Annotated in this window: 14 protein-coding genes; 4 read left to right on the top strand and 10 right to left on the bottom strand. The window is 71.2% G+C overall.

Going from position 1 to position 19,416, the window contains the following annotated elements; genetic code table 11:
• Positions 1–2 precede the first annotated feature (2 nt).
• The 7 genes from ACFWYM_RS19310 to ACFWYM_RS19280 form a co-directional block, all read right to left on the bottom strand.
• Complete coding sequence (locus tag ACFWYM_RS19310; protein WP_384838447.1) at positions 3–2,471, bottom strand: PQQ-dependent sugar dehydrogenase; 2,469 nt, start codon at positions 2,469–2,471, stop codon at positions 3–5.
• A 315-nt stretch (positions 2,472–2,786) separates the two neighbouring features.
• Entirely contained in the window at positions 2,787–3,800 is a 1,014-nt protein-coding gene (locus tag ACFWYM_RS19305; protein ID WP_384838115.1) for a sugar phosphate isomerase/epimerase family protein, read from the bottom strand.
• 12 nt (positions 3,801–3,812) lie between these two features.
• On the bottom strand, positions 3,813–4,991 hold the full coding sequence (locus ACFWYM_RS19300) for a Gfo/Idh/MocA family protein (RefSeq protein ID WP_384838444.1): 1,179 nt from the start codon (positions 4,989–4,991) through the stop codon (positions 3,813–3,815).
• A gap of 171 nt (positions 4,992–5,162) precedes the next feature.
• Positions 5,163–6,215, bottom strand: coding sequence for a substrate-binding domain-containing protein (locus ACFWYM_RS19295; RefSeq protein WP_384838112.1), 1,053 nt, complete (start codon positions 6,213–6,215; stop codon positions 5,163–5,165).
• An 80-nt stretch (positions 6,216–6,295) separates the two neighbouring features.
• On the bottom strand, positions 6,296–7,303 hold the full coding sequence (locus ACFWYM_RS19290; protein WP_384838109.1) for an ABC transporter permease: 1,008 nt from the start codon (positions 7,301–7,303) through the stop codon (positions 6,296–6,298).
• A complete protein-coding gene (locus ACFWYM_RS19285) occupies positions 7,300–8,874 on the bottom strand; it encodes a sugar ABC transporter ATP-binding protein (RefSeq protein WP_384838106.1) in 1,575 nt (524 codons plus the stop codon). Before ACFWYM_RS19285 ends, ACFWYM_RS19290 begins: the two co-directional genes overlap by 4 nt.
• A 228-nt stretch (positions 8,875–9,102) precedes the next feature.
• Positions 9,103–10,284 (bottom strand): ROK family protein, encoded by a 1,182-nt coding sequence (locus ACFWYM_RS19280; protein ID WP_384838103.1) that lies wholly within the window; start codon positions 10,282–10,284, stop codon positions 9,103–9,105.
• A gap of 291 nt (positions 10,285–10,575) precedes the next feature.
• On the opposite strand from ACFWYM_RS19280, the gene ACFWYM_RS19275 reads away from it, so the two are divergent.
• A complete protein-coding gene (locus ACFWYM_RS19275) occupies positions 10,576–11,805 on the top strand; it encodes a low temperature requirement protein A (RefSeq protein ID WP_384838101.1) in 1,230 nt (409 codons plus the stop codon).
• A 352-nt stretch (positions 11,806–12,157) separates the two neighbouring features.
• On the opposite strand, the gene ACFWYM_RS19270 is transcribed toward ACFWYM_RS19275, so the two are convergent.
• From ACFWYM_RS19270 to ACFWYM_RS19260, 3 genes are all read right to left on the bottom strand, one after another.
• Positions 12,158–12,835: a GntR family transcriptional regulator gene (locus tag ACFWYM_RS19270; RefSeq protein ID WP_384838098.1), complete on the bottom strand. Its 678-nt coding sequence runs from the start codon at positions 12,833–12,835 to the stop codon at positions 12,158–12,160.
• Positions 12,836–13,005: 170 nt separating this feature from the next.
• Positions 13,006–13,953: a beta-ketoacyl-ACP synthase III gene (locus ACFWYM_RS19265; RefSeq protein WP_384838095.1), complete on the bottom strand. Its 948-nt coding sequence runs from the start codon at positions 13,951–13,953 to the stop codon at positions 13,006–13,008.
• A 531-nt stretch (positions 13,954–14,484) separates the two neighbouring features.
• Positions 14,485–15,819 carry an OFA family MFS transporter gene (locus ACFWYM_RS19260; RefSeq protein WP_384838092.1) on the bottom strand — a complete coding sequence of 445 codons (1,335 nt, stop codon included), beginning with the start codon at positions 15,817–15,819 and terminating at the stop codon, positions 14,485–14,487.
• Between the two features lie 206 nt (positions 15,820–16,025).
• On the opposite strand from ACFWYM_RS19260, the gene ACFWYM_RS19255 reads away from it, so the two are divergent.
• From ACFWYM_RS19255 to ACFWYM_RS19245, 3 genes are all read left to right on the top strand, one after another.
• Positions 16,026–16,997 (top strand): 2-dehydropantoate 2-reductase, encoded by a 972-nt coding sequence (locus ACFWYM_RS19255; RefSeq protein WP_384838089.1) that lies wholly within the window; start codon positions 16,026–16,028, stop codon positions 16,995–16,997.
• On the top strand, positions 16,994–18,910 hold the full coding sequence (locus ACFWYM_RS19250; RefSeq protein ID WP_384838086.1) for a molybdopterin oxidoreductase family protein: 1,917 nt from the start codon (positions 16,994–16,996) through the stop codon (positions 18,908–18,910). The genes ACFWYM_RS19255 and ACFWYM_RS19250 overlap by 4 nt, the downstream gene beginning before the upstream one ends.
• The coding region (locus ACFWYM_RS19245; RefSeq protein WP_384838083.1) for an NAD(P)H-dependent oxidoreductase subunit E at positions 18,910–19,416 on the top strand (507 nt) is incomplete at its 3' end. The genes ACFWYM_RS19250 and ACFWYM_RS19245, both read left to right, overlap by 1 nt.

The raw sequence follows: 19,416 nt of genomic DNA, 5'->3' as shown, positions 1-19,416 counted from the left end.
GCTCAGCCGGTGGTGATGGTGAAGTCGTCGACGTCGTAGAGCGCGCCCGTGCCTTCGCCCTTGAAGACGAGGAAGAGCGTGGTCGTGCCCTTCGGGGGCGCGGTGATGGGCGTGCTGACGTCCTTGAAGGTCTCCCAGCCGCCGGTCGGGTCGACCTTGGCGCTGCCGAGGAGCTTGCCGTCGGCGGCGCCGCTGCGGATCTCCAGGGTGCCGCCGGATCCGGCGGAGGAGACGCGGGCGGTCAGCGAGGTGGCGTTGCCGAGGATGTAGGGCTTGAAGGACACCCAGTCGCCGTTGTTGATGTCGCCGACGGTCTTGCCGCCGTGAGCCGGGGCGTGGTTGATGACGGAGACGCCCTTGGAGTCGCCGTAGTGCTCGCCCTGGCGGTGCTTGGGCTGGACGACGTTCTGGTCGTGGGTGGTCAGCGCGGGCTGGCCGTTCGCGCCCTTGTCGGTGTACTCGGCGTCGAAGACCCCGAAGATGTTCGCGTTCGGGTCGTGCTCGCCGTCGGCGGAGGTCTGGATGGTGCCCTCGCAGCCGTTGGCGGACGTCACCGGGTGGCCGTGGCTGTCATGGCCGAGGATGTGGGTGACCTTCACCTTCGAGCAGTCGATGGTGCCGTCCTCCGGGTCGGTCACCTTCACCTTGAAGGGCACCTTGTCGCCAAAGGTGAACAGCTGCCCGTCGCCCGGGAGTTGCAGGGTCACCTTGGGCGCGGTGTTGCCGACGGTGACATGGGCGCTGGCCGTGCCGGTGCGGCCCGTCGTGTCCTTGACGGTGACGGTCGCCGTGTAGGTGCCGTTCTTCTTGTACGTGTACGTGGGGTTCTGTTCGGTGGACTTGCCGCCGTCGCCGAAGTCCCAGGCGTAGGTGAGCCGGTCGCCGTCGGCGTCGGTGGCCTTGGCGGTGAACTTCGTCTTCAGGGGCGCCTGTCCGCTGGTCACGGAGGCGGCGGCCTCGGCGACCGGGGAGTGTCCTTCGGTGGCGTTCTCGATGCGGTACAGGGCGGAGTTCTCGTCGCCGTTGAAGTAGCCGGTGCCGTAGTCGAGGACGTACAGGGCGCCGTCGGGCCCGAAGGCCATGTCCATCACCTGGGTGCCCTTCCAGGGGAAGGCGTTGATGGTCTTCACCGTGCCGTCCGTGCCCTGGTCGATGCGCTTGATCCAGCGGCGCCCGAACTCACCGGCGAAGAAGTTCCCTTCGTACGCCTGCGGGAACTTGACCTTCGAGTCGGAGTTCGCGTCGTAGCGGTAGACCGGGCCGCCCATCGGAGACTCGGAGCCGGTGCCGAACTCGGGTACGGAGCCGCCGTCGTAGGGGATCCACGCCTCCTGGGCGGCCGGCAGGTCGGTGAGGCCGGTGTTGTGCGGGGACTCGTTCTTCGGGGCGGCGCAGTTGAAGGCCGCTCCGGACGTCGAGTTGGCGAAGTCGTAGTCGATGTAGGCGTCGTTCTTGCCGGTGCAGTACGGCCAGCCGTAGTTGCCGGGCTTGGTGACGCGCGCGAACTCGACCTGTCCGCCGGGCCCTCGCTTGGGGTCGGCGGCGCCCGCGTCGGGACCGTAGTCACCGACGTAGACCGTGCCGGTGGGCTTGTCGACGCTCATGCGGAAGGGGTTGCGGAAGCCCATCGCGTAGATCTCGGGGCGGGTCTTGTCCGTGCCGGGCGTGAAGAGGTTGCCGCTGGGGACCGTGTACGAGCCGTCGTCGGCGACCTTGATGCGGAGGATCTTGCCGCGCAGGTCGTTGGTGTTGCCGGCCGAACGCTGGGCGTCGTAGGCGGGGTTGCGGTTGGCGCGCTCGTCGATCGGCGTGAAGCCGTCGGAGGCGAAGGGGTTGGAGTCGTCGCCCGTCGACAGGTAGAGGTTGCCGTCCTTGTCGAAGTCGATGTCGCCGCCGACGTGGCAGCAGATGCCGCGGTTGGCGGGGACGTCGAGGACCTTCTTCTCGCTGGCCGCGTCGAGGGTGCCGTCGTCCTTCAGCGTGAAGCGGGAGAGGCGGTTCACGCCGTCGAACTTCTTGAAGTCGTCGGCGGTGCCCTCGTTCGGGGCGTCGCCCGCGGGGGTGTCCAGGGGCGGGGCGTAGTAGAGGTAGATCGCCCGGTTGGTGCTGAACTTCGGGTCGATGCCGACGCCTTGGAGGCCCTCTTCGTCGTGCGAGTAGACCGGTATCTTGCCCGCGGTCTTGGTGTCGCCGTTCGCGTCGGTGAGGCGGAGAGTGCCGTCGCGGGACGTGTGCAGGACGGAGCGGTCGGGGAGCACGGCGAGCGTCATCGGCTCGCCCATCTCGGGCTCGCCCTTGGCGAGGGTCACCTGCTGGAAGTCCTCGGCGGCCGACGCTCCCGCGCCGGTGGCGGGGTCCTTGGGTGCGGCGCCCGCGTGCGGGGCGGCGAGGGTGAGGGTCGCGCCCATGAGGAGGGGGGCGGTGAGCAGGGCGAGCGTCTTACGGCGTCTTGGGCGGCGGATCCTGTGCAGCACGGTTCTCCTCCGGGAGGGGTGTACGGAGCGGGTGCGTTGCGTGTCTGCGTGCACCGGGGTGCGCCGTCACCCCGGGGAGGTTCATGTCCTGTACATCTCAGGGACCGTAGCGAGCTTTGTCTTTGGCTGGAAGCCTTTGCGCAGAGGGTTCGTTGGGCTTTTTCCTGGAGCGGGACAAAGTGGGGGTGGGCAGGGGGAGTTCACCCCACCCCGCCCGTTCCCGTAACCATGGGCTTCGCCCCTGGACCCCGGCCTGGGGTGCCGTCATGGGGCTGCGCCCCTTGCCCCCCGTCGGCGCTTCGCGCCTCGTCCTCAAACGCCGGACGGGCTGGTGCTGAACGCCGCGTCGAAGGACCCCGCCGGTGGCTCGAAGTCGAACCGCTTCAGCGCCTCCAACGCCTCCGGCGCCCCCTGCAGGCGGTCCATCCCCGCGTCCTCCCACTCCACCGAGATCGGGCCCTCGTACGCGATCGAGCGCAGCATGCGGAAGACGTCCTCCCAGGGCACGTCGCCGTGGCCCGCCGAGACGAAGTCCCAGCCGCGGCGCGGGTCGCCCCACGGGAGGTGGGAGCCGAGGCGGCCGTTGCGGCCGTCCAGGCGTCTGCGCGCCTCCTTGCAGTCGACGTGGTAGATGCGGTCGCGGAAGTCGTAGAGGAAGCCGACCGGGTCCAGGTCCTGCCACACGAAGTGCGAGGGGTCGAAGTTCAGGCCGAAGGCCGGGCGGTGGCCGACCGCCTCCAGGGCGCGGTGCGTCGTCCAGTAGTCGTAGGCGATCTCGCTGGGGTGCACCTCGTGGGCGAAGCGGACACCCTCCGCGTCGAAGACGTCCAGGATCGGGTTCCAGCGCTCCGCGAAGTCCTCGTAGCCGCGCTCGATCATCGACTCGGGGGCGGGCGGGAACATGGCCACCAGGTGCCAGATGGCCGACCCCGTGAAGCCGATGACCGTGTCCACGCCGAAGGCCGCCGCCGCGCGGGCCGTGTCCTTGATGCGGGCGGCGGCCCGCTGCCGGACGCCCTCCGCGTCCCCGTCGGCCCAGATCGCGGCCGGGAGGATCGCCTGGTGGCGCTCGTCGATGATGGCGTCGCAGACCGCCTGGCCCACCAGGTGGTTGGAGATCGCCCAGCACTTGAGGCCGTACTTGTCGAGCAGCGCGTGCCGCCCGTCCAGGTAGGCGGGGTCGGCCAGGGCCTTGTCGACCTCGAAGTGGTCGCCCCAGCAGGCGAGTTCGAGGCCGTCGTAGCCGAAGTCGCGGGCGAGGCGGCAGACCTCCTCGAGCGGCAGGTCCGCCCACTGGCCGGTGAAGAGCGTGTACGGGCGTGGCATCGGCTGGCCTCCTCAGGCGGGGATCTTGGCGGGACCGGCGGGGATCGTCGTGTAGACCGAGTTCTTCGTCGCGCTCTCCTCCACAGCCGCAAGCACCCGCTGCACGGACAGGCCGTCCGCGAACGACGGTGCCGGGTGCTCCCCGGTGGCGATGGCGTGCAGCAGGTCGCGGGCCTGGTGCACGAACGTGTGCTCGTAGCCGAGGCCGTGGCCCGGCGGCCACCAGGCGTCCAGGTAGGGGTGGTCGGGCTCGGTGACGAGGATGCGGCGGAAGCCGGAGGACAACGCGGGTTCGGTGTGGTCGTGGTAGGAGAGCTCGTTGAGGCGCTCCAGGTCGAAGGCCAACGAGCCGTCGGAGCCGTTGAGTTCGAGGCGCAGCGCGTTCTTGCGCCCGGCGGCGAAGCGGGTCGCCTCGAAGGTGGCGAGGGCGCCGGAGGCGAGGCGGCCGGTGAAGACCGCCGCGTCGTCGACGGTCACCGGGCCCACGTCCGCGGGCCGTCCCGCGCCGGTCGCCGCGAGACCGCTGGACGCCCCGTCCAGCAGCGGCCGTTCCCGTACGAACGTCTCGGTCAGCGCCGACACGCCCGCGAGCGGCTCCCCCGCGAGGTACTGCGCGAGGTCCACGATGTGCGCGCCCAGGTCGCCGAGGGCGCCGGAGCCCGCGCGGTCCTTGCGCAGCCGCCAGGTGAGCGGGAAGGCGGGGTCGACCAGCCAGTCCTGGAGGTAGGCGAGGCGGATGTGGCGCAGGGTGCCCAGGCGGCCCTCGCCCACCATGCGGCGGGCCAGGGCGAGGGCGGGCACCCGGCGGTAGTTGAAGCCGACCATGGCGATCCGGCCGCGGGCGCGGGCCCGTTCGGCGGCCTCGGCCATCGCCTCGGCCTCCTCGACGGTGTTGGCGAGGGGCTTCTCGCACAGCACGTGCTTGCCCGCGTCCAGGGCGGCGATGGCGATGTCGGCATGGCTGTCGCCGGGGGTGCAGATGTCCACGACGTGCACGTCGTCGCGGGCGATGAGGGCCCGCCAGTCGGTCTCGGCCGCCGCCCAGCCGAGCCGGTCGGCGGCGGCGCGCACGGCCGCGCCGTCACGCCCGCACACCGCGGCCAGGACCGGCTGCACCGGCAGGTCGAAGACGCGGCCGACGGTGCGCCAGCCCTGGGAGTGGGCCGCGCCCATGAAGGCGTAGCCGACCATGCCCACGCCCAGCGCCCGCTTCGCCGCGCCGCCCCCCTCCGAAGGCTCGGCCCCCTCCGACGGCTCGGCCCCCTCCTGAGGCGGGGACCCCTCCGAAGGCCGGGCCTCCTCCGACCGCGACGACGGATCGGACTGCTCCGACTGTTCCGTCTCTCGCATGCGACGCACCTCCTACTTGAAGCCGGTGGACATGTACTGGCCGACGTTGTCCTTGTCGACGACGGCCGAGTAGAGCGTGATGAAGGCGGGGATCTCCTGTTCCGCCATGCCGCTCACGCCCTTGCTCTGGCCGAGCGCGCGGGCCAGGTCGATGGCGGAGGCGGCCATGGTGGGCGGGTAGAGGACGGTGGCCTTCAGGACGCCCCGGTCCTGCTTGATCTCCTGGAGGGCGGAGAGCGCGCCCGCGCCGCCGACCATCAGGAAGTCGTCGCGCCCGGCCTGCTTGATGGCGCGCAGGGCGCCGACTCCCTGGTCGTCGTCGTGGTTCCACAGGGCGTCGAAGTCCTTCTGCGCCTGCAGCAGCTGGGACATCTTCGACTGGCCGGACTCGACGGTGAACTCGGCGGCCTGGCGGGCCACCTTCTTGATGTTCGGGTAGTTCTTGAGGGCGTCGTCGAAGCCCTTGGTGCGCTGCTTGGTGAGCTCCAGGTTGTCGAGCCCGGCGAGTTCGACGACCTTCGCGTTCTTCTTGTCCTTGAGCTTCTCGCCGATGTAGCGGCCCGCGTTGAGGCCCATGCCGTAGTTGTCGCCGCCGACCCAGCAGCGGTACGCCTGCGGGGTGGCGAAGACCCGGTCGAGGTTCACGACGGGGATGCCGGCCTTCATCGCCTTGAGGCCGACCTGGGTGAGGGCCTTGCCGTCGGCGGGGAGGATGACGAGGACATCGACCTTCTTGTTGATCAGCGTCTCGATCTGGCCGATCTGGGCGGCGGTGTCGTTGGACCCCTCCGTCGCCTCCAGGCTGACGTCGGAGTACTTCTTCGCGCGTTCCTTGGCGTTGTCGTTGATGGCGTTGAGCCAGCCGTGGTCGGCCTGCGGTCCGGCGAAGCCGATGGTGACGTGCTTGCCGGGCTTGTCGTCGGCGACGGGCTGGTCCTTGGCGCTGTCGGAGCTGTCGTCCTTGGTGTCGTTGCTGGTGCAGGCGGTGAGCAGGGCGCCCGCGCCGACGGCGGCGGTGCCGAAGAGCAGTCCTCTGCGACTGGCGAACTGTGGCGACTCTGGCATGGCGATGGCCCTTCAGATGGCTTCGGCTGGCTACGGCTGGCTACGGCTGCGTCAGCTGGCTGCGGCTGCGCCGGCTGGCTTCAAACGGAGGTGGCGGTGCGGCGCTGGACGAGGACGGCGGCGACGATGATCGCGCCCTTGGCGATCTGCTGGACCGCGGTCTCCAGGTTGTTGAGCGCAAAGATGTTCTGGATCGTCGTGAAGATCAGGACGCCGAGGACGGAGCCGGTGATGGTGCCCCGGCCGCCGGTGAGGAGGGTGCCGCCGATGATCGTGGCGGCGATGGCGTCGAGCTCATAGAGGTTGCCGTTGGTGTTCTGGCCGGAGCCGGCCAGGACGATCAGCAGGAAGGCCGCGATGCCGCAGCACAGCCCGGACAGCAGATAGAGGTAGAGCCGCTGGCGGCGCACGTCGATCCCGGCGAGCCGCGCGGCCTCCGCGTTCCCGCCGACGGCCACGGAGCGCCGCCCGAAGGTGGTCCGGTTCAACAGCAGCCAGCCGATCACGGTCACCGCGGCGAAGACCATGACGAGCGGCGGGATGCCGAGGACATAGGCGTCGCGCTCGCCGAGCTTCAACACCGGGTCGATGGTGACCATTTGGGTCTTGCCGTCGGTGATCTGGAGGGCGAGTCCGCGGCCGGAGGCCAGCATGGCGAGCGTCGCGATGAAGGGGACGATCCCGCCGTACGCGATGAGCAGCCCGTTGACGAGGCCGCACCCCAGGCCGACGATCACGGCGGTGAAGAGGATGCCCGCGAAGCCGTACTCCTGGGTGGCGACCGTCGTCGCCCACACGGAGGCGAGCGCGACGATCGCGCCGACGGAGAGGTCGATGCCGCCGGAGATGATGACGAAGGTCATGCCGACGGTGACGACACCGATGACGGACGCCTGGGTGAGCACCAGTTGGAGGTTGTCGGTGTCCAGGAACGAGTCGGGCTGGGTGACACCGCCGACCAGCACGAGGATCGCCAGGACCCCGAGCAGCGACAGGGTGCGCACGTCGAAGCGGATGACGCGGGGGCGGTGCTCGGCGGGGGCGCGTTTCGGGGCGACGGGCCGGGCGGGCGATGCGGGCTGCGTCATGACGCCGGGCTCCCTTCCATGACGAGGTCGAGTACGCGGTGTTCGTCGAGGTCGCGTGCGGGGGCGGTGTGCACGACGTGGCCCTCGCGGAGCACCAGGACGCGGTCGGCGAGGCCGAGGACTTCGGGGACTTCGCTGGAGACGAGGAGCACGGCGAGCCCCTCGTCCGCGAGGCGGCGGATCACCGCGTACAGCTCGGCACGGGCGCCGACGTCGACGCCGCGGGTCGGCTCGTCGAGCAGCAGCACCGTGCAGCCGCGCAGCAGCCAGCGGGCCAGGACGGCCTTCTGCTGATTGCCGCCGGAGAGGGTGCGCACGGGCGCGGTCGGCTGGTCGGGGCGCAGCGACAGCTCGCGGGTCGCGGCCCGGGCGGCCTCCCGCTCGGCCCTGCGGTCGATCCAACCGGCGTGCGCGAAGCGGGACATGGAGGAGACCGACACATTGCGGGTGACGGACTCCAGCATCAGCAGCCCCTGCGCCTTGCGCTCCTCGGGCGCGAGCCCGAGCCCGGCCCGCACGGCGGCCCGCACGCTCCCCGGCCGCAACACCCGCCCGTTCACCGCGACGTGACCGGCCGTCGGCTTCCGCGCCCCGTAGATCGTCTCCAGGATCTCGGAGCGCCCTGAGCCCACGAGCCCGGCGAGGCCGACGATCTCGCCGCGCCGCAGGTCCAGGTCGAGGGGAGCGAACTCCCCGTCACGGGCGAGTCCGCGCACGCTCAACACGGGCGGCGGCGCGCCCTGTTGGGACTCCTGACGCCCCTCCTCCCCCGGCCGGCCCTCCGGCCGGCCCTCCGGCCGGTCCTCCGGCCGGTCCGGGAAGACGTACTCGACGTTGCGCCCCGTCATCAGCGCGACGACCTCGCGGGTCGGCGTCGACTTGGCGGGCAGCCCGCCCGCGACGGCGCGCCCGTCCTTGAGTACGGTGACGCGGTCCCCGATGCGCCGGATCTCCTCCAGGCGGTGCGAGATGTAGACGACGGCGACGCCGTCGGCGGTGAGGTCCCCGACGATGCGGAAGAGGTTGTCGACCTCGTCCGGGTCGAGGGCGGCGGACGGCTCGTCCATGACGATGAGGCGCACCTCGTGGGAGAGGGCGCGGGCCATGGAGACGATCTGCTGCTGAGCGGCGGACAGCTCCCCGACGAGGGTGCCGGGGTCGATCTCACCGTGCCCGAGTCGCTTGAGCAGCCTGCCGGTTGAGGTGCGTGCGTCCCGCCTCCGTACGACGAATCCGGCGGTCGTCGGCTCATGCCCGAGGAAGACGTTCTCGGCGACGGAGAGGTGCTCGACCAGGTCGAGCTCCTGGTAGATGGTGGCGATGCCGAGGCGCACGGCGGCGACCGGCGACCGGAGCCGGGTGGCGGCGCCGCGCCAGGTGATCTCGCCGTCGTCGGGCTGATGGGCCCCGGCCAGAACCTTGATGAGCGTGGACTTCCCCGCGCCGTTCTGGCCGAGGAGACAGTGCACCTCGCCCGCCTGGACGGTGAGGTCCACGCCGTCGAGGGCGCGGACGCCGGGGAAGGACTTGGTGATGCCGGACATGGTGAGCAGCGGTGGTTCTGGTGCCATGGCGGGTCCCCTACGCGGGTGCTGGCCGGATTCAGGGCAGGGCAGAGCAGGGCGCTGTGCAGGTACGGGAGCGGCTTGGTGCTCGCCGTGAGGCGTGGCGGTGAGAGGTGCTCGTGAGACGTGCTCGTGAGACGTGCTCGTGGGACGTGCTCGTGAGAGGTGCTCGTGGGACGTGCTCGTGGGACGTGCTCGTGGGACGTGCTCGTGGGACGTGCTCGAGAGACCTGGTTACGCGGGTGAGAAGAGGTGATCGCTGATGAGCCGGGCACCGCCGATGACTCCGGCGGTGGGCCCCAACTCACCGAGGACGATGGGGAGGTTGCCGGTCGCGAGGGGCAGCGACTGGCGGTAGACCTGGGTGCGGATCGCGGCGAGCAGCGTGTGGCCGAGGCCGGTCACGCCGCCGCCGATCACCACGAGGCCGGGGTTGAAGAAGCTGACGAGCCCGGCGATGACCTGGCCGGTGCGGTTGCCGCCCTCGCGGATGAGGTCGAGGGCGGTGGCGTCCCCGGCGGCGGCCGCCGCGGCGACGTCGACGGCGCTCAGCGAACCCGCCGTCTCCAGTCGGGCGGCAAGCTCCGTGGAACGCCCCTGGGCAGCGGCCTCGTCCGCGTCGCGGGCGAGGGCCGCGCCGCTGAAGTACGCCTCCAGACAGCCCCGGTTGCCACAGGCGCAGGGCCGCCCGTCGGGCTCGACCTGGATGTGCCCGATGTCGCCCGCGCTGCCCGTCGTGCCGCGGTGGACCTCACCGCCGACGACGATGCCGCAGCCGATGCCCGTACCGATCTTGACGCACAGGAAGTCGCCCACGGAGCGGGCGACGCCCGCGTGCTGCTCCCCCATGGCCATCAGGTTCACGTCGTTGTCGACCATGACGGGGCAGCCGAGGTCCTGGCTGAGCGCTTCCCGTACGGGAAATCCGTCCCAGCCCGGCATGATCGGCGGGGCGACCGGGACACCTTCGGGGAACCGAACGGGCCCCGGGACGCCGATCCCGGCCCCGTCGAACCCCTCCGCGAGCCCGGAGGCCCGCAACTTCCCCGCCATCGCGAGCACTTGCTCAAAGACGGCCACCGGCCCTTCCCGCACGTCCATGGGCTGGTTGATGTGCCCGAGGACCTCCAGCTCGGCGTTGGTGACGGCGACGTCGACCGAGGTCGCGCCGATGTCGACGCCGAGGAAGCGGAGCGAGGGGGCGAGCCGGATGTTGTGGGAGCGGCGGCCGCCGCGCGAGGCGGCGAGCCCGTCGGCGACCACGAGCCCGGTCTCGAGCAGCCGGTCCACCTCGACGGCCAACTTCGACCGCGAGAGGTCGACCTGATCGCCCAGCTGGGCCCGGGAGTTGGGCCCCCCGTCACGCAGCAGCCGCAGCAGCCGCGCCTGGTGCGCGTTGGCGGGTCGAGCCGTCATACGTCTCACGCGCCCCTCCCCGCCTCATCGGGCCTTTCGGCCTTGGGCCTCTCCGGCTGGCTTTCGAGGGGAACGTAGCAGCGGCTGCGCGGACTGGGAAGAAGTTGCGCAGTAAATGGCGGTGACTTTCTCCCGTGACAGGACAAAGGACCGATGAGAACGCGCCGCACGTCCGCATGGCGATACCGCCTGGACAGCACCGGGCCCGCCTGCTGAGGTAGCGCGGCACATCGCGACCAACGACCGGCCGGAGCAGCCGGATTGGCCACCGGATCGGCCAAGGGGGATCACATGGAACGGACGCAGGGCCCAGCGGGCGACGGGTCAGCGGGTGACGAGGCGGCGGGTGACGAAGCGGCCGAGGCAGAGCGCCGCGTCAGCACGCTGGAGCTCTTCTTCGACCTCGTCTTCGTCTTCACGCTGACCCAGCTGACCGTGCTGCTCACGCACGAGCTGTCCTGGGCCAACGCGGGCCGCGTGGTCCTCGTCTTCACGGTCGTCTTCTGGATGTACGACGCCTACGCCTATCTCACCAACCAGGTCCCGCCCCACCGCCCTTGGCGCCGACTGCTCCTCATCGTCGGGATGGGCGGCTTCCTGGTGTGCGCGCTCGCGGTGCCGACGGTGTTCGGCGCGGGCGGCGTCCCCTTCGGCCTCGGCTACCTCCTCGTCGTGGTGGTCCACACGGCCCTCTACGCGCTGGTGCACGGACGGGACGTGGCGTGGTTCGCACTCCCGAACGTCCTGGGCGCGCTCGCGGTGACGGGTGCGGGCGCGGCGAACGGCATCACCGCGGAGGCGCTGTGGCTCCTCGCTCTCGTCCTGCAGATCGCGACACCGCGGGTGATCGTGAGGGCGACGCGGCGGGAGGGAGCTGCGGCCGGGACCGGCACGCCGGGCCCCGGCCAACTCGGCCTGCGCCTGGGCGGATTGAGCGCCACCCACTTGGTGGAGCGGCACGGCCTCCTCCTCATCGTGGCGCTCGGGGAGTCGATCGTCGCGATCGGGGTCGGCGCGGGCGACCTGCGGATCACCGGCGAGCTCGCGGCCGGTGCGTTCCTGGCGCTCGCCGTCGCGGCGGCGCTGTGGTGGACGTACTTCGTGCGTGACGAGGGCGCGGCGGAGGCGGTGTTCGCCCGCACCCCGCCGACGCGCCGGTTCGCTCTCGCGATCCGGGCGTACTACTACTCGTTCCTGCCGATGCTCCTCGGCATCGCGTTCTTCGCGGCAGGCGTGAAGAAGTCGATCGGCCACCTCACCGAGTCCCTGCCCACGGCCCCCGCGCTGGCGCTCGCGGGCGGCGTGGCCCTGTTCCTCGCGGGCGACGTGGCGTTCCGCCGGGCTCTCGGCTTCGGCCCGGTGAGGTACCGGGCGACGGCGGTCCCGGTCACGCTGGCGACGACGCTCCTGGGGACGGGCCTGTCGGCGGTGGCGGAACTCCTGGGCCTGGTGGTGGTGTTGGCGGGCATGCTGACGTCGGAGACGCCCCCGCGCGAGAGCACACGAACCCATCCCGGGTGAGAGCACACAGACCCATCCCGGGTGAGGACACACACCCACCCCACGTGAGAGCGCACGAACCCACCCCGCGTGAGAGAGATACGGACCCACCCCACGTGAGAGAAATACGCACCCACCCTGCGTGAGAGAGATACGGGTGGGCGGGTGGGAGACCGCCGCGGAGCGGCGGGGAAGTCACGCGGCGGAGCCGCGGGGAGTCAGGGCCGCGGAGCGGCGAGGAACCAGCGCGGCGGAGCCGCAGCAAGGCACAGCCGCGGAGCGGCGCCGAACCAAGGGCGCCCAACCCAAGGACCGCACAAGCCACAGCAACGCACCGTCGCGGAGCGACGGAGAGGGACCAGCCCCCCGGCGACTAGCCCTGCTCGCGGTGGTGGTACGTCTCCCTCGTATGCTCCGTATGCGCCCGCATGACCTCCGTGGCCCGCCGCTCGTCGCGCGCAGCGATCGCCGCGATCAGCGCCCGGTGCTCGATCCAGGACTGCTTGCCCCGCTGCCGCGCCACCGGCGTGTAGTACCAGCGGACCCGCCGGTCCACCTGCCCCGCGAGCTCCGCGAGGACCAGGTTGCCCGCGAGCTCCATGACCTTGCCGTGGAACGCGGCGTTGGTGGCGACGACCAGGTCCACGTCCCCGTCCGCGACGGCCTGTTCGCCCTTCGCACAGAGCTCTTCGAGGGCGGTGATCCCGGACGTGCCCGCGTTGGCGGCGGCGAGCCGGGCGGCCTCGGCCTCCAAGAGCGTGCGGACGGTGAGGAGCTGGTCCGCCTCCTCCTCCGTCGGCTCGTGCACGAACGCGCCCTGTGCGGGGCGCAGATCGACCCAGCCCTCGGTGTTGAGGCGCTGCAGCGCTTCCCGTACGGGCTGCCGCGACACCCCGAGGTGCCCCGCGAGTTCGCTCTCCACCAGGTGCTGGCCCGGCTGCAGGGCGCGGGTCGTGATGAGTTCGAGCAGCGCCTCGTAGACCCGCTCCCGCAGCGGACCGGGCCGCTCCAGCCGGGGCACGGCCCCCTGTGGCAGTCCTGCGGACAACATCACGCCCCCTCTGGCCCCGATGTGCGGTCCCGGCCAACAGACATCAGACATCAGACATCAGACAACAGACATCGCTCAACAGCCGATTGCCTTTTGTCTACAGTCTACGGAGCACAATGACCAGGGCCAGGGGGAGTTGAGCCAGTCACACGCGCGAACTCGCCGGGCCACTACGGGCAGCGCACCACCTGTCCCGCGTACGACAGGTTGCCGCCGAACCCGAAGAGCAGGACGGGGTCCCCGGTGACGATCTCGCCGCGCTCCACCAGCTTCGAGAGGGCGAGCGGCACGCTCGCGGCCGAGGTGTTGCCCGAGTCGACGACGTCGCGTGCGACCACCGCGTTCACCGCGCCGATGCGCTCGGCGAGGGGTTCGACGATGCGCAGGTTGGCCTGGTGCAGCACGACCGCGGCGATCTCGTCCAGGGCGAACCCGGCCCGCTCGCACGCCTGCCGGGCCAGCGGCGGCAGCTGCGTCGTCGCCCATCGGTACACCTTCTGCCCCTCCTGCGCGAAGCGCGGCGGCTCGCCCTCGATCCGCACGGCGTCGCCCATCTCGGGCACCGAGCCCCACAGCACCGGCCCGATGCCGGGCTCCTGGCCCGGCTCGCACGCCTCGACGACGGCCGCTCCGGCGCCGTCCCCGACCAGGACGCAGCTGCTGCGGTCGGTCCAGTCCACGATGGAGGACATCTTGTCGGCGCCGATGACGAGGGCGCGGGTCGCGGCGCCCGCCCGTACCGCGTGGTCGGCGGTGGCGAGGGCGTGGGTGAACCCGGCGCACACCACGTTCACGTCGAGGGCCGCGGGGGCCGGGATGCCGAGGCGGGCGGAGACGCGGGCGGCCATGTTCGGGGAGCGGTCGACTGCGGTCGAGGTGGCCACCACCACGAGGTCGACGCCGTCGGGCGGCAGGCCCGCGGCGGCGAGTGCCTTGGCCCCCGCGTGCCAGGCCAGCTCGTCGACGGGCTCCTCCGGGCCCGCGATGTGACGGGTGCGGATGCCCACCCGCGACCGGATCCATTCATCGCTGGTGTCGACCATGGCGGCAAGGTCCTCGTTGGTGAGCACACCGGCCGGTTGATAGTGACCGACGGACGTGATGCGCGAGCCATGCATGGAGCGGATCCCCCTTTTATGCCGAGTTGCCGGAGCTGCGGGACCCACCAGTCTGGTCAGAGACTGATGGGTAACCGTGCACGTAAAGCGACAGGATTGCGGCAGCGGGTTTGGATGGATCTCATCAATTCCGCCACCTGGTGAAGAGACGCACGGACCTGTGCACGCGTTGAGCAGAGCGTGACCGAACATCACCGCACCGCGGTCAGGATCCCACAACAAAGGCACGTCGGCAGGGGTATTGAAAGCGGCTTGGAAGCCCCAACCGGGCTTCCTGGAAGGCCAGTTGACCAGCGCATACGCCGATCAGATTCAGCCAATGCCAGCCGGTTGACCGGTTTCCTACTGGCCTTCGGCGCCGGGAGTCACCTCAGCCACCCCGGCGCGGGGCGTCACCCGGTGAACAGCTGTGTCGCCTTCCGTACGAGCTCGTACAAACCGTAACCCAGTGGGGCGAGCACCCAGAGCCAGGCCCCGGCGATCAGTGCCCGGCGCCGGGGTGGGGCCCCGGGGGCGGCGGAGGGGGCGGGGTCACTGGGGAGCGGGCTCGTCGGCGTGGACATCTGCGGCCTTCCTGGGGTCGGGGATGTGGTGGCGGGCGTGGACGGGGCGGACGAGTTCGTTCGCGACGAAGCCCACGGCGAGCAGCGCGATCATGATCGTGAGGGAGAGGCCGTAGAGCTCGGGGCCGTGCTTGCCCGCGTCCTTCTGGTGGTCGGCGACCCGGTTCACGATGAGCGGCCCGAGGACGCCGGCCGTGGACCACGCGGTGAGCAGGCGGCCGTGGATGGCGCCGACCTGATAGGTGCCGAAGAGGTCCTTCAGGTAGGCCGGGATGGTGGCGAACCCACCCCCGTAGAAGGAGAGGATCACCAGCGCGCAGACGACGAACAGCGGCTTGGAGCCGTCGCCGAACCGGGCGATGAGCAGATACATGAGCGCGCCCGCGCCGAGGTAGAGCCGGTAGACGTTCTTGCGGCCGATGCGGTCGGAGGCGGAGGACCAGCCGATGCGCCCGGCCATGTTGGCGGCGGAGAGCAGCGCGACGAAGCCCGCCGCCGCCGAGACGGAGACGGGGGTGTCCGAGTCCGCGAAGAAGTCGGTGATCATCGGGGCGGCCTTCTCCAGGATGCCGATCCCGGCGGTCACGTTCATGCAGAGCACCAGCCACAGGCACCAGAACTGCGGGGTGCGGATCGCCTGCCGCGCGGAGACCTGCGGCCCGTCGAGCGGCGCGGGAGCGCCCGGCTTCGGCGCCGCCTCCGCCCGCGGTACGCGCACCAGGGCCACCCCGAGCGCCATGAACACGGCGTACGTGAGCCCGTGCACCAGGAACGCGAGCGCGATGCCGTCCGCGTCCGTGCCGAAGGAGTCGAGCATCCGCGCCGACCACGGCGAGGCGATGAGCGCGCCGCCGCCGAAGCCCATGATGGCGATGCCCGTGGCCATGCCGGGCCGGTCGGGGAACCACTTGATCAGCGTCGACACCGGCGAGATGTACCCGATGCCGAGCCCGATGCCGCCGACGAAGCCGTAGCCGAACACGATCAGCCAGTACTGCTGCGTGGCGGCGCCGAGCGCGGCGAGCAGGAAGCCGGAGGAGAAGCAGGTGAGGGCGACGGCCATGGCCCAGCGCGGGCCGTTGCGTTCGACGAGGGTGCCGCCGAACGCCGCGGACAGGCCGAGCATGACGATGCCGAGCTGGAAGGGGAGCGCGCTCTGCGTGCCGCTGAGGTCGAGCGCGGATTCCAGGGGCGGTTTGAAGACGCTCCAGGCATAAGCCTGGCCGATGGAGAGGTGCACCGAGAGGGCGGCGGGCGGTACCAGCCACCGGCTCCAGCCGGGTGGCGCGACGGGGGGTCTCATGATCCCGAACGGTAGGAATCAGCCGGGGAGTTGGGAAGAGGGCGGGCGCCGCTTCGTCCGCTCCTTCGTCGACGCTATGCAATCTGCCGCGAGGCGCGTCAGACCTCTTGCTGGCCCAACTTCCATACTGTAGACAATATTCCATCGACAGTCGGCAACTGCTCTGAGCCTTCTTCGGATCCCTCGACCGAACGGAGCGCCCCACCGTGAAAGTCGCAGTACTCGGCGCCGGTGCGATCGGCGCCTATGTCGGAGCCGCGCTGCACCGCGCGGGTGCCGACGTCCATCTCGTCGCCCGTGGACCGCACTTGGCGGCCATGAGGCAGCACGGCGTCCGGGTCCTCAGCCCGCGCGGCGACTTCACCGCGCAGGCCCACGCCACCGACGACCCGGCCGACATCGGCCCCGTCGACTATGTCTTCCTGGGCCTCAAGGCCAACTCGTACGCGGCGTGCGGGCCGCTCATCGAGCCCCTGCTGCACGACACCACCGCGGTGATCGCCGCGCAGAACGGCATTCCCTGGTGGTACTTCCACCGGCACGGCGGACCGCACGACGGCCACCGCGTGGAGAGCGTCGACCCGGGCGGCGCCGTCAGCGCGGTGCTCGCGCCGGAGCGCGCCATCGGCTGCGTGGTGTACGCGGCAACGGAGTTGGCGGGGCCGGGAGTGGTCCGGCACCTCGAAGGCACCCGCTTCTCCATCGGCGAGCCCGACCGGTCCCTCTCCCCGCGCTGCGCCGCCTTCAGCGAGGCCATGGTCGCGGGCGGCCTCAAGTGCCCGGTCGAGCCCGAACTCCGGGCCGACATCTGGATCAAGCTGCTCGGCAACATCTCCTTCAACCCGATCAGCGCGCTCGCCCGCGCCACGATGCGCGAGATGTGTCTGCACGGCGGCACCCGGCGCGTCATCGAGATCATGATGTCGGAGACCCTCGCGGTCGCCGCCGCCCTCGGCTGCAAACCGGACATCTCCATCGAGCGCCGCCTCGCGGGCGCCGAACGCGTCGGCGACCACCGCACCTCCACCCTGCAGGACCTGGAGCGCGGCAAGCCCCTGGAGCTGGACGTGCTGCTCGCGGCCGTCGTCGAACTGGCGGACATCACCGGGGTTCCGGTGCCGACGCTCCGCACCGTCCACGCCATCTCGGACCTGCTCGCATTGAGGACCGCCGCATGAGCAAACGCGACCGAACCCCCAAGACCTACACCCGCCTCACCCACCCCCTCGTACGGGACTCCCGCGACGAGCCGCTGCGCACCGCCACCTGGGAGGAGGCCCTCACCCGCGCCGCCGCCGGACTCGGGGCTGCCAAGGGCGCGTTCGGGATGTTCTCCTGCGCCCGCGCCACCAACGAGATGAACTACGTGGCGCAGAAGTTCGCCCGCGTCGTCATGCGCACCAACAACGTCGACTCCTGCAACCGCACCTGTCACGCCCCGAGCGTCGCGGGCCTGTCCGCCGCGTTCGGCTCGGGCGGCGGCACCTCCTCGTACGCGGAAGTGGAACAGACCGACCTCATCGTGATGTGGGGCTCCAACGCCCGCTTCGCGCACCCGATCTTCTTCCAGCACGTCCTGAAGGGCATCAGGAACGGCGCCCGGATGTACGCGGTCGACCCGCGCCGCACCAGCACCGCGCAGTGGGCGGAGAGCTGGCTCGGCCTGAACGTCGGCACGGACATCCCGATGGCCCACGCGATCGGCCGCGAGATCATCCACGCGGGCCTCGCCAACCACGCCTTCATCGAACGGGCCACCTCCGGATACGACGACTACAAGGCCCTCGTCGAACCCTGGACCCTCTCGCTCGCCGAGAAGGTCACGGGCGTACCGGCCGCCGCCATACGGGAGTTGGCGCACGCCTACGCCCGCGCGGAACGGGCCCAGCTGTGCTGGACGCTCGGCATCACCGAGCACCACAACGGCACGGACAACGTCCGCGCCCTGATCAACCTCTCCCTCCTGACCGGCCATGTGGGCCGCCACGGCTCCGGCCTGCAGCCCCTGCGCGGCCAGAACAACGTGCAGGGCGGCGGCGACATGGGCGCGATCCCCAACCGCCTGCCCGGCTTCCAGGACATCCTCGACGACGCGGCGCGCCTCAAGTTCGAGTCGGCGTGGGAGGTGCCGATCCAGCCGCGCTACGGCCTGAACCTCACGGAGATGTTCGAGGCGATGGAGGCGGGATCGCTGCGGGCGGTCTACTGCATCGGCGAGAACCCGGCCCAGTCGGAGGCCGACAGCGACCAGGCGGTACGCCGCCTCGGCGCCCTCGACTTCCTGGTGGTCCAGGACATCTTCCTGACGAAGACCGCCGAGCTCGCGGATGTCGTGCTGCCCGCGACGGCGGGCTGGGCCGAGACCGAGGGCACCACGACCAACAGCGAGCGCCGCGTCCAGCGGGTGCGCGCGGCGGTGCGCCCGCCCGGCGAGGCCCGCGAGGACATCGACATCATCTGCGACCTCGCGGCCCGGCTCGGCCACGAGTGGAAGTACGCGGACGCGGAGGCGGTCTGGAACGAGCTGCGTTCCCTCTCCCCCGACCACCACGGCATGACGTACGAACGCCTGGACTCCCTTCAGGGCATCCAGTGGCCCTGCCCCGACGAGGACCGCCTCGAACCGACGTACCTGCACGGCAGGTTGTGGAGGACGGACGTGGCCGAGCGCGGCGACACCGCCCCCTTCGGCCTGGTCGCGCACGACCCGCCCGTGGACCTCACCGACGAGCAGTACCCGATCCGGCTGACGACCGGCCGACGGCTCGACTCCTACAACACCGGCGTACAGAGCGGGAGTTTCGCATCCCCGCTGCGCCGCGGCGAGTACGTGGAGCTGTGCCCGGAGGACGCCGAGCGGTACGGGGTGGTGGTCGGCGAGGAGGTCCAGGTGTCCTCGCGGCGCGGCACCGTCCTCGCCCCGGTCTGGGTGGACCCCGGGCTCCGCCCCGGACTCGCGTTCATGACCATGCACTTTCCCGACGAGGTGGACACCAACCAGCTGACGATCGAGGCGAACTGCCCGATCGCGGGCACGGCGGAGTTCAAGGCGTCGGCGATACGCATCGACAAGGTGGAGGTGGCCGGCTGATGGACCTGCGCTTCGGTGACAGCAAGCCGACGGACGAGGAGCGGGCGGCGGTCGACGCGCTGCTCGGCCCGCCGGACTCCGCCTGGGAGGGCGCCGACGACCGGCCGGAGGCCGATCTGCGGTGGGCCAGGGGCGGGCGGGCGGCCCGCGAGCGGCGCGACCTGCTGTTGCCGGGGCTGCACGCGCTGAACGACCGGGTGGGGTGGGTGAGCGAGGGCGGCCTCGACTACCTGTGCCGGCGGCTGACGGTGCCGCCCGCGGAGGGGTACGGGGTGGCGACGTTCTACTCCATGTTCTCGGTGCGGCCGCGGCCTGCGACGGTGGTGCGGGTGTGTACGGACATCGCCTGCGGCGGGGCTTCGCTGTGCGAGGAGGTGGGGGCCCGTCTCGGCCCCGCCTCCGGGGTGGCCGTGGAGGCGAGCCCCTGCCTGGGCCTGTGCGAGCGCGCCCCGGCGGCGCTGGTGGTGCGGGCCGGGGCTGAGGCCCCGGGGCTCCGCCCCGGACCC

It is taken from the genome of Streptomyces sp. NPDC059009 (genome assembly GCF_042740175.1).
Lineage (GTDB): Bacteria > Actinomycetota > Actinomycetes > Streptomycetales > Streptomycetaceae > Streptomyces.
Note: the sequence above shows the minus strand (reverse complement) of the source record. Positions and strands in the feature narration are given on the sequence as shown.

Excerpts from the sequence above, each read along its gene's own strand:
- ACFWYM_RS19305 (WP_384838115.1), bottom strand. The coding sequence starts at position 3,800 with ATGCCACGCCCGTACACGCTCTTCACCGGCCAGTGGGCGGACCTGCCG.
- ACFWYM_RS19300 (WP_384838444.1), bottom strand. The coding sequence starts at position 4,991 with ATGGTCGGCTACGCCTTCATGGGCGCGGCCCACTCCCAGGGCTGGCGC.
- ACFWYM_RS19295 (WP_384838112.1), bottom strand. The coding sequence starts at position 6,215 with ATGCCAGAGTCGCCACAGTTCGCCAGTCGCAGAGGACTGCTCTTCGGC.
- ACFWYM_RS19290 (WP_384838109.1), bottom strand. The coding sequence starts at position 7,303 with ATGACGCAGCCCGCATCGCCCGCCCGGCCCGTCGCCCCGAAACGCGCC.
- ACFWYM_RS19285 (WP_384838106.1), bottom strand. The coding sequence starts at position 8,874 with ATGGCACCAGAACCACCGCTGCTCACCATGTCCGGCATCACCAAGTCC.
- ACFWYM_RS19280 (WP_384838103.1), bottom strand. The coding sequence starts at position 10,284 with ATGACGGCTCGACCCGCCAACGCGCACCAGGCGCGGCTGCTGCGGCTG.
- ACFWYM_RS19275 (WP_384838101.1), top strand. The coding sequence starts at position 10,576 with ATGGAACGGACGCAGGGCCCAGCGGGCGACGGGTCAGCGGGTGACGAG.
- ACFWYM_RS19270 (WP_384838098.1), bottom strand. The coding sequence starts at position 12,835 with ATGTTGTCCGCAGGACTGCCACAGGGGGCCGTGCCCCGGCTGGAGCGG.
- ACFWYM_RS19265 (WP_384838095.1), bottom strand. The coding sequence starts at position 13,953 with ATGCATGGCTCGCGCATCACGTCCGTCGGTCACTATCAACCGGCCGGT.
- ACFWYM_RS19260 (WP_384838092.1), bottom strand. The coding sequence starts at position 15,819 with ATGAGACCCCCCGTCGCGCCACCCGGCTGGAGCCGGTGGCTGGTACCG.
- ACFWYM_RS19250 (WP_384838086.1), top strand. The coding sequence starts at position 16,994 with ATGAGCAAACGCGACCGAACCCCCAAGACCTACACCCGCCTCACCCAC.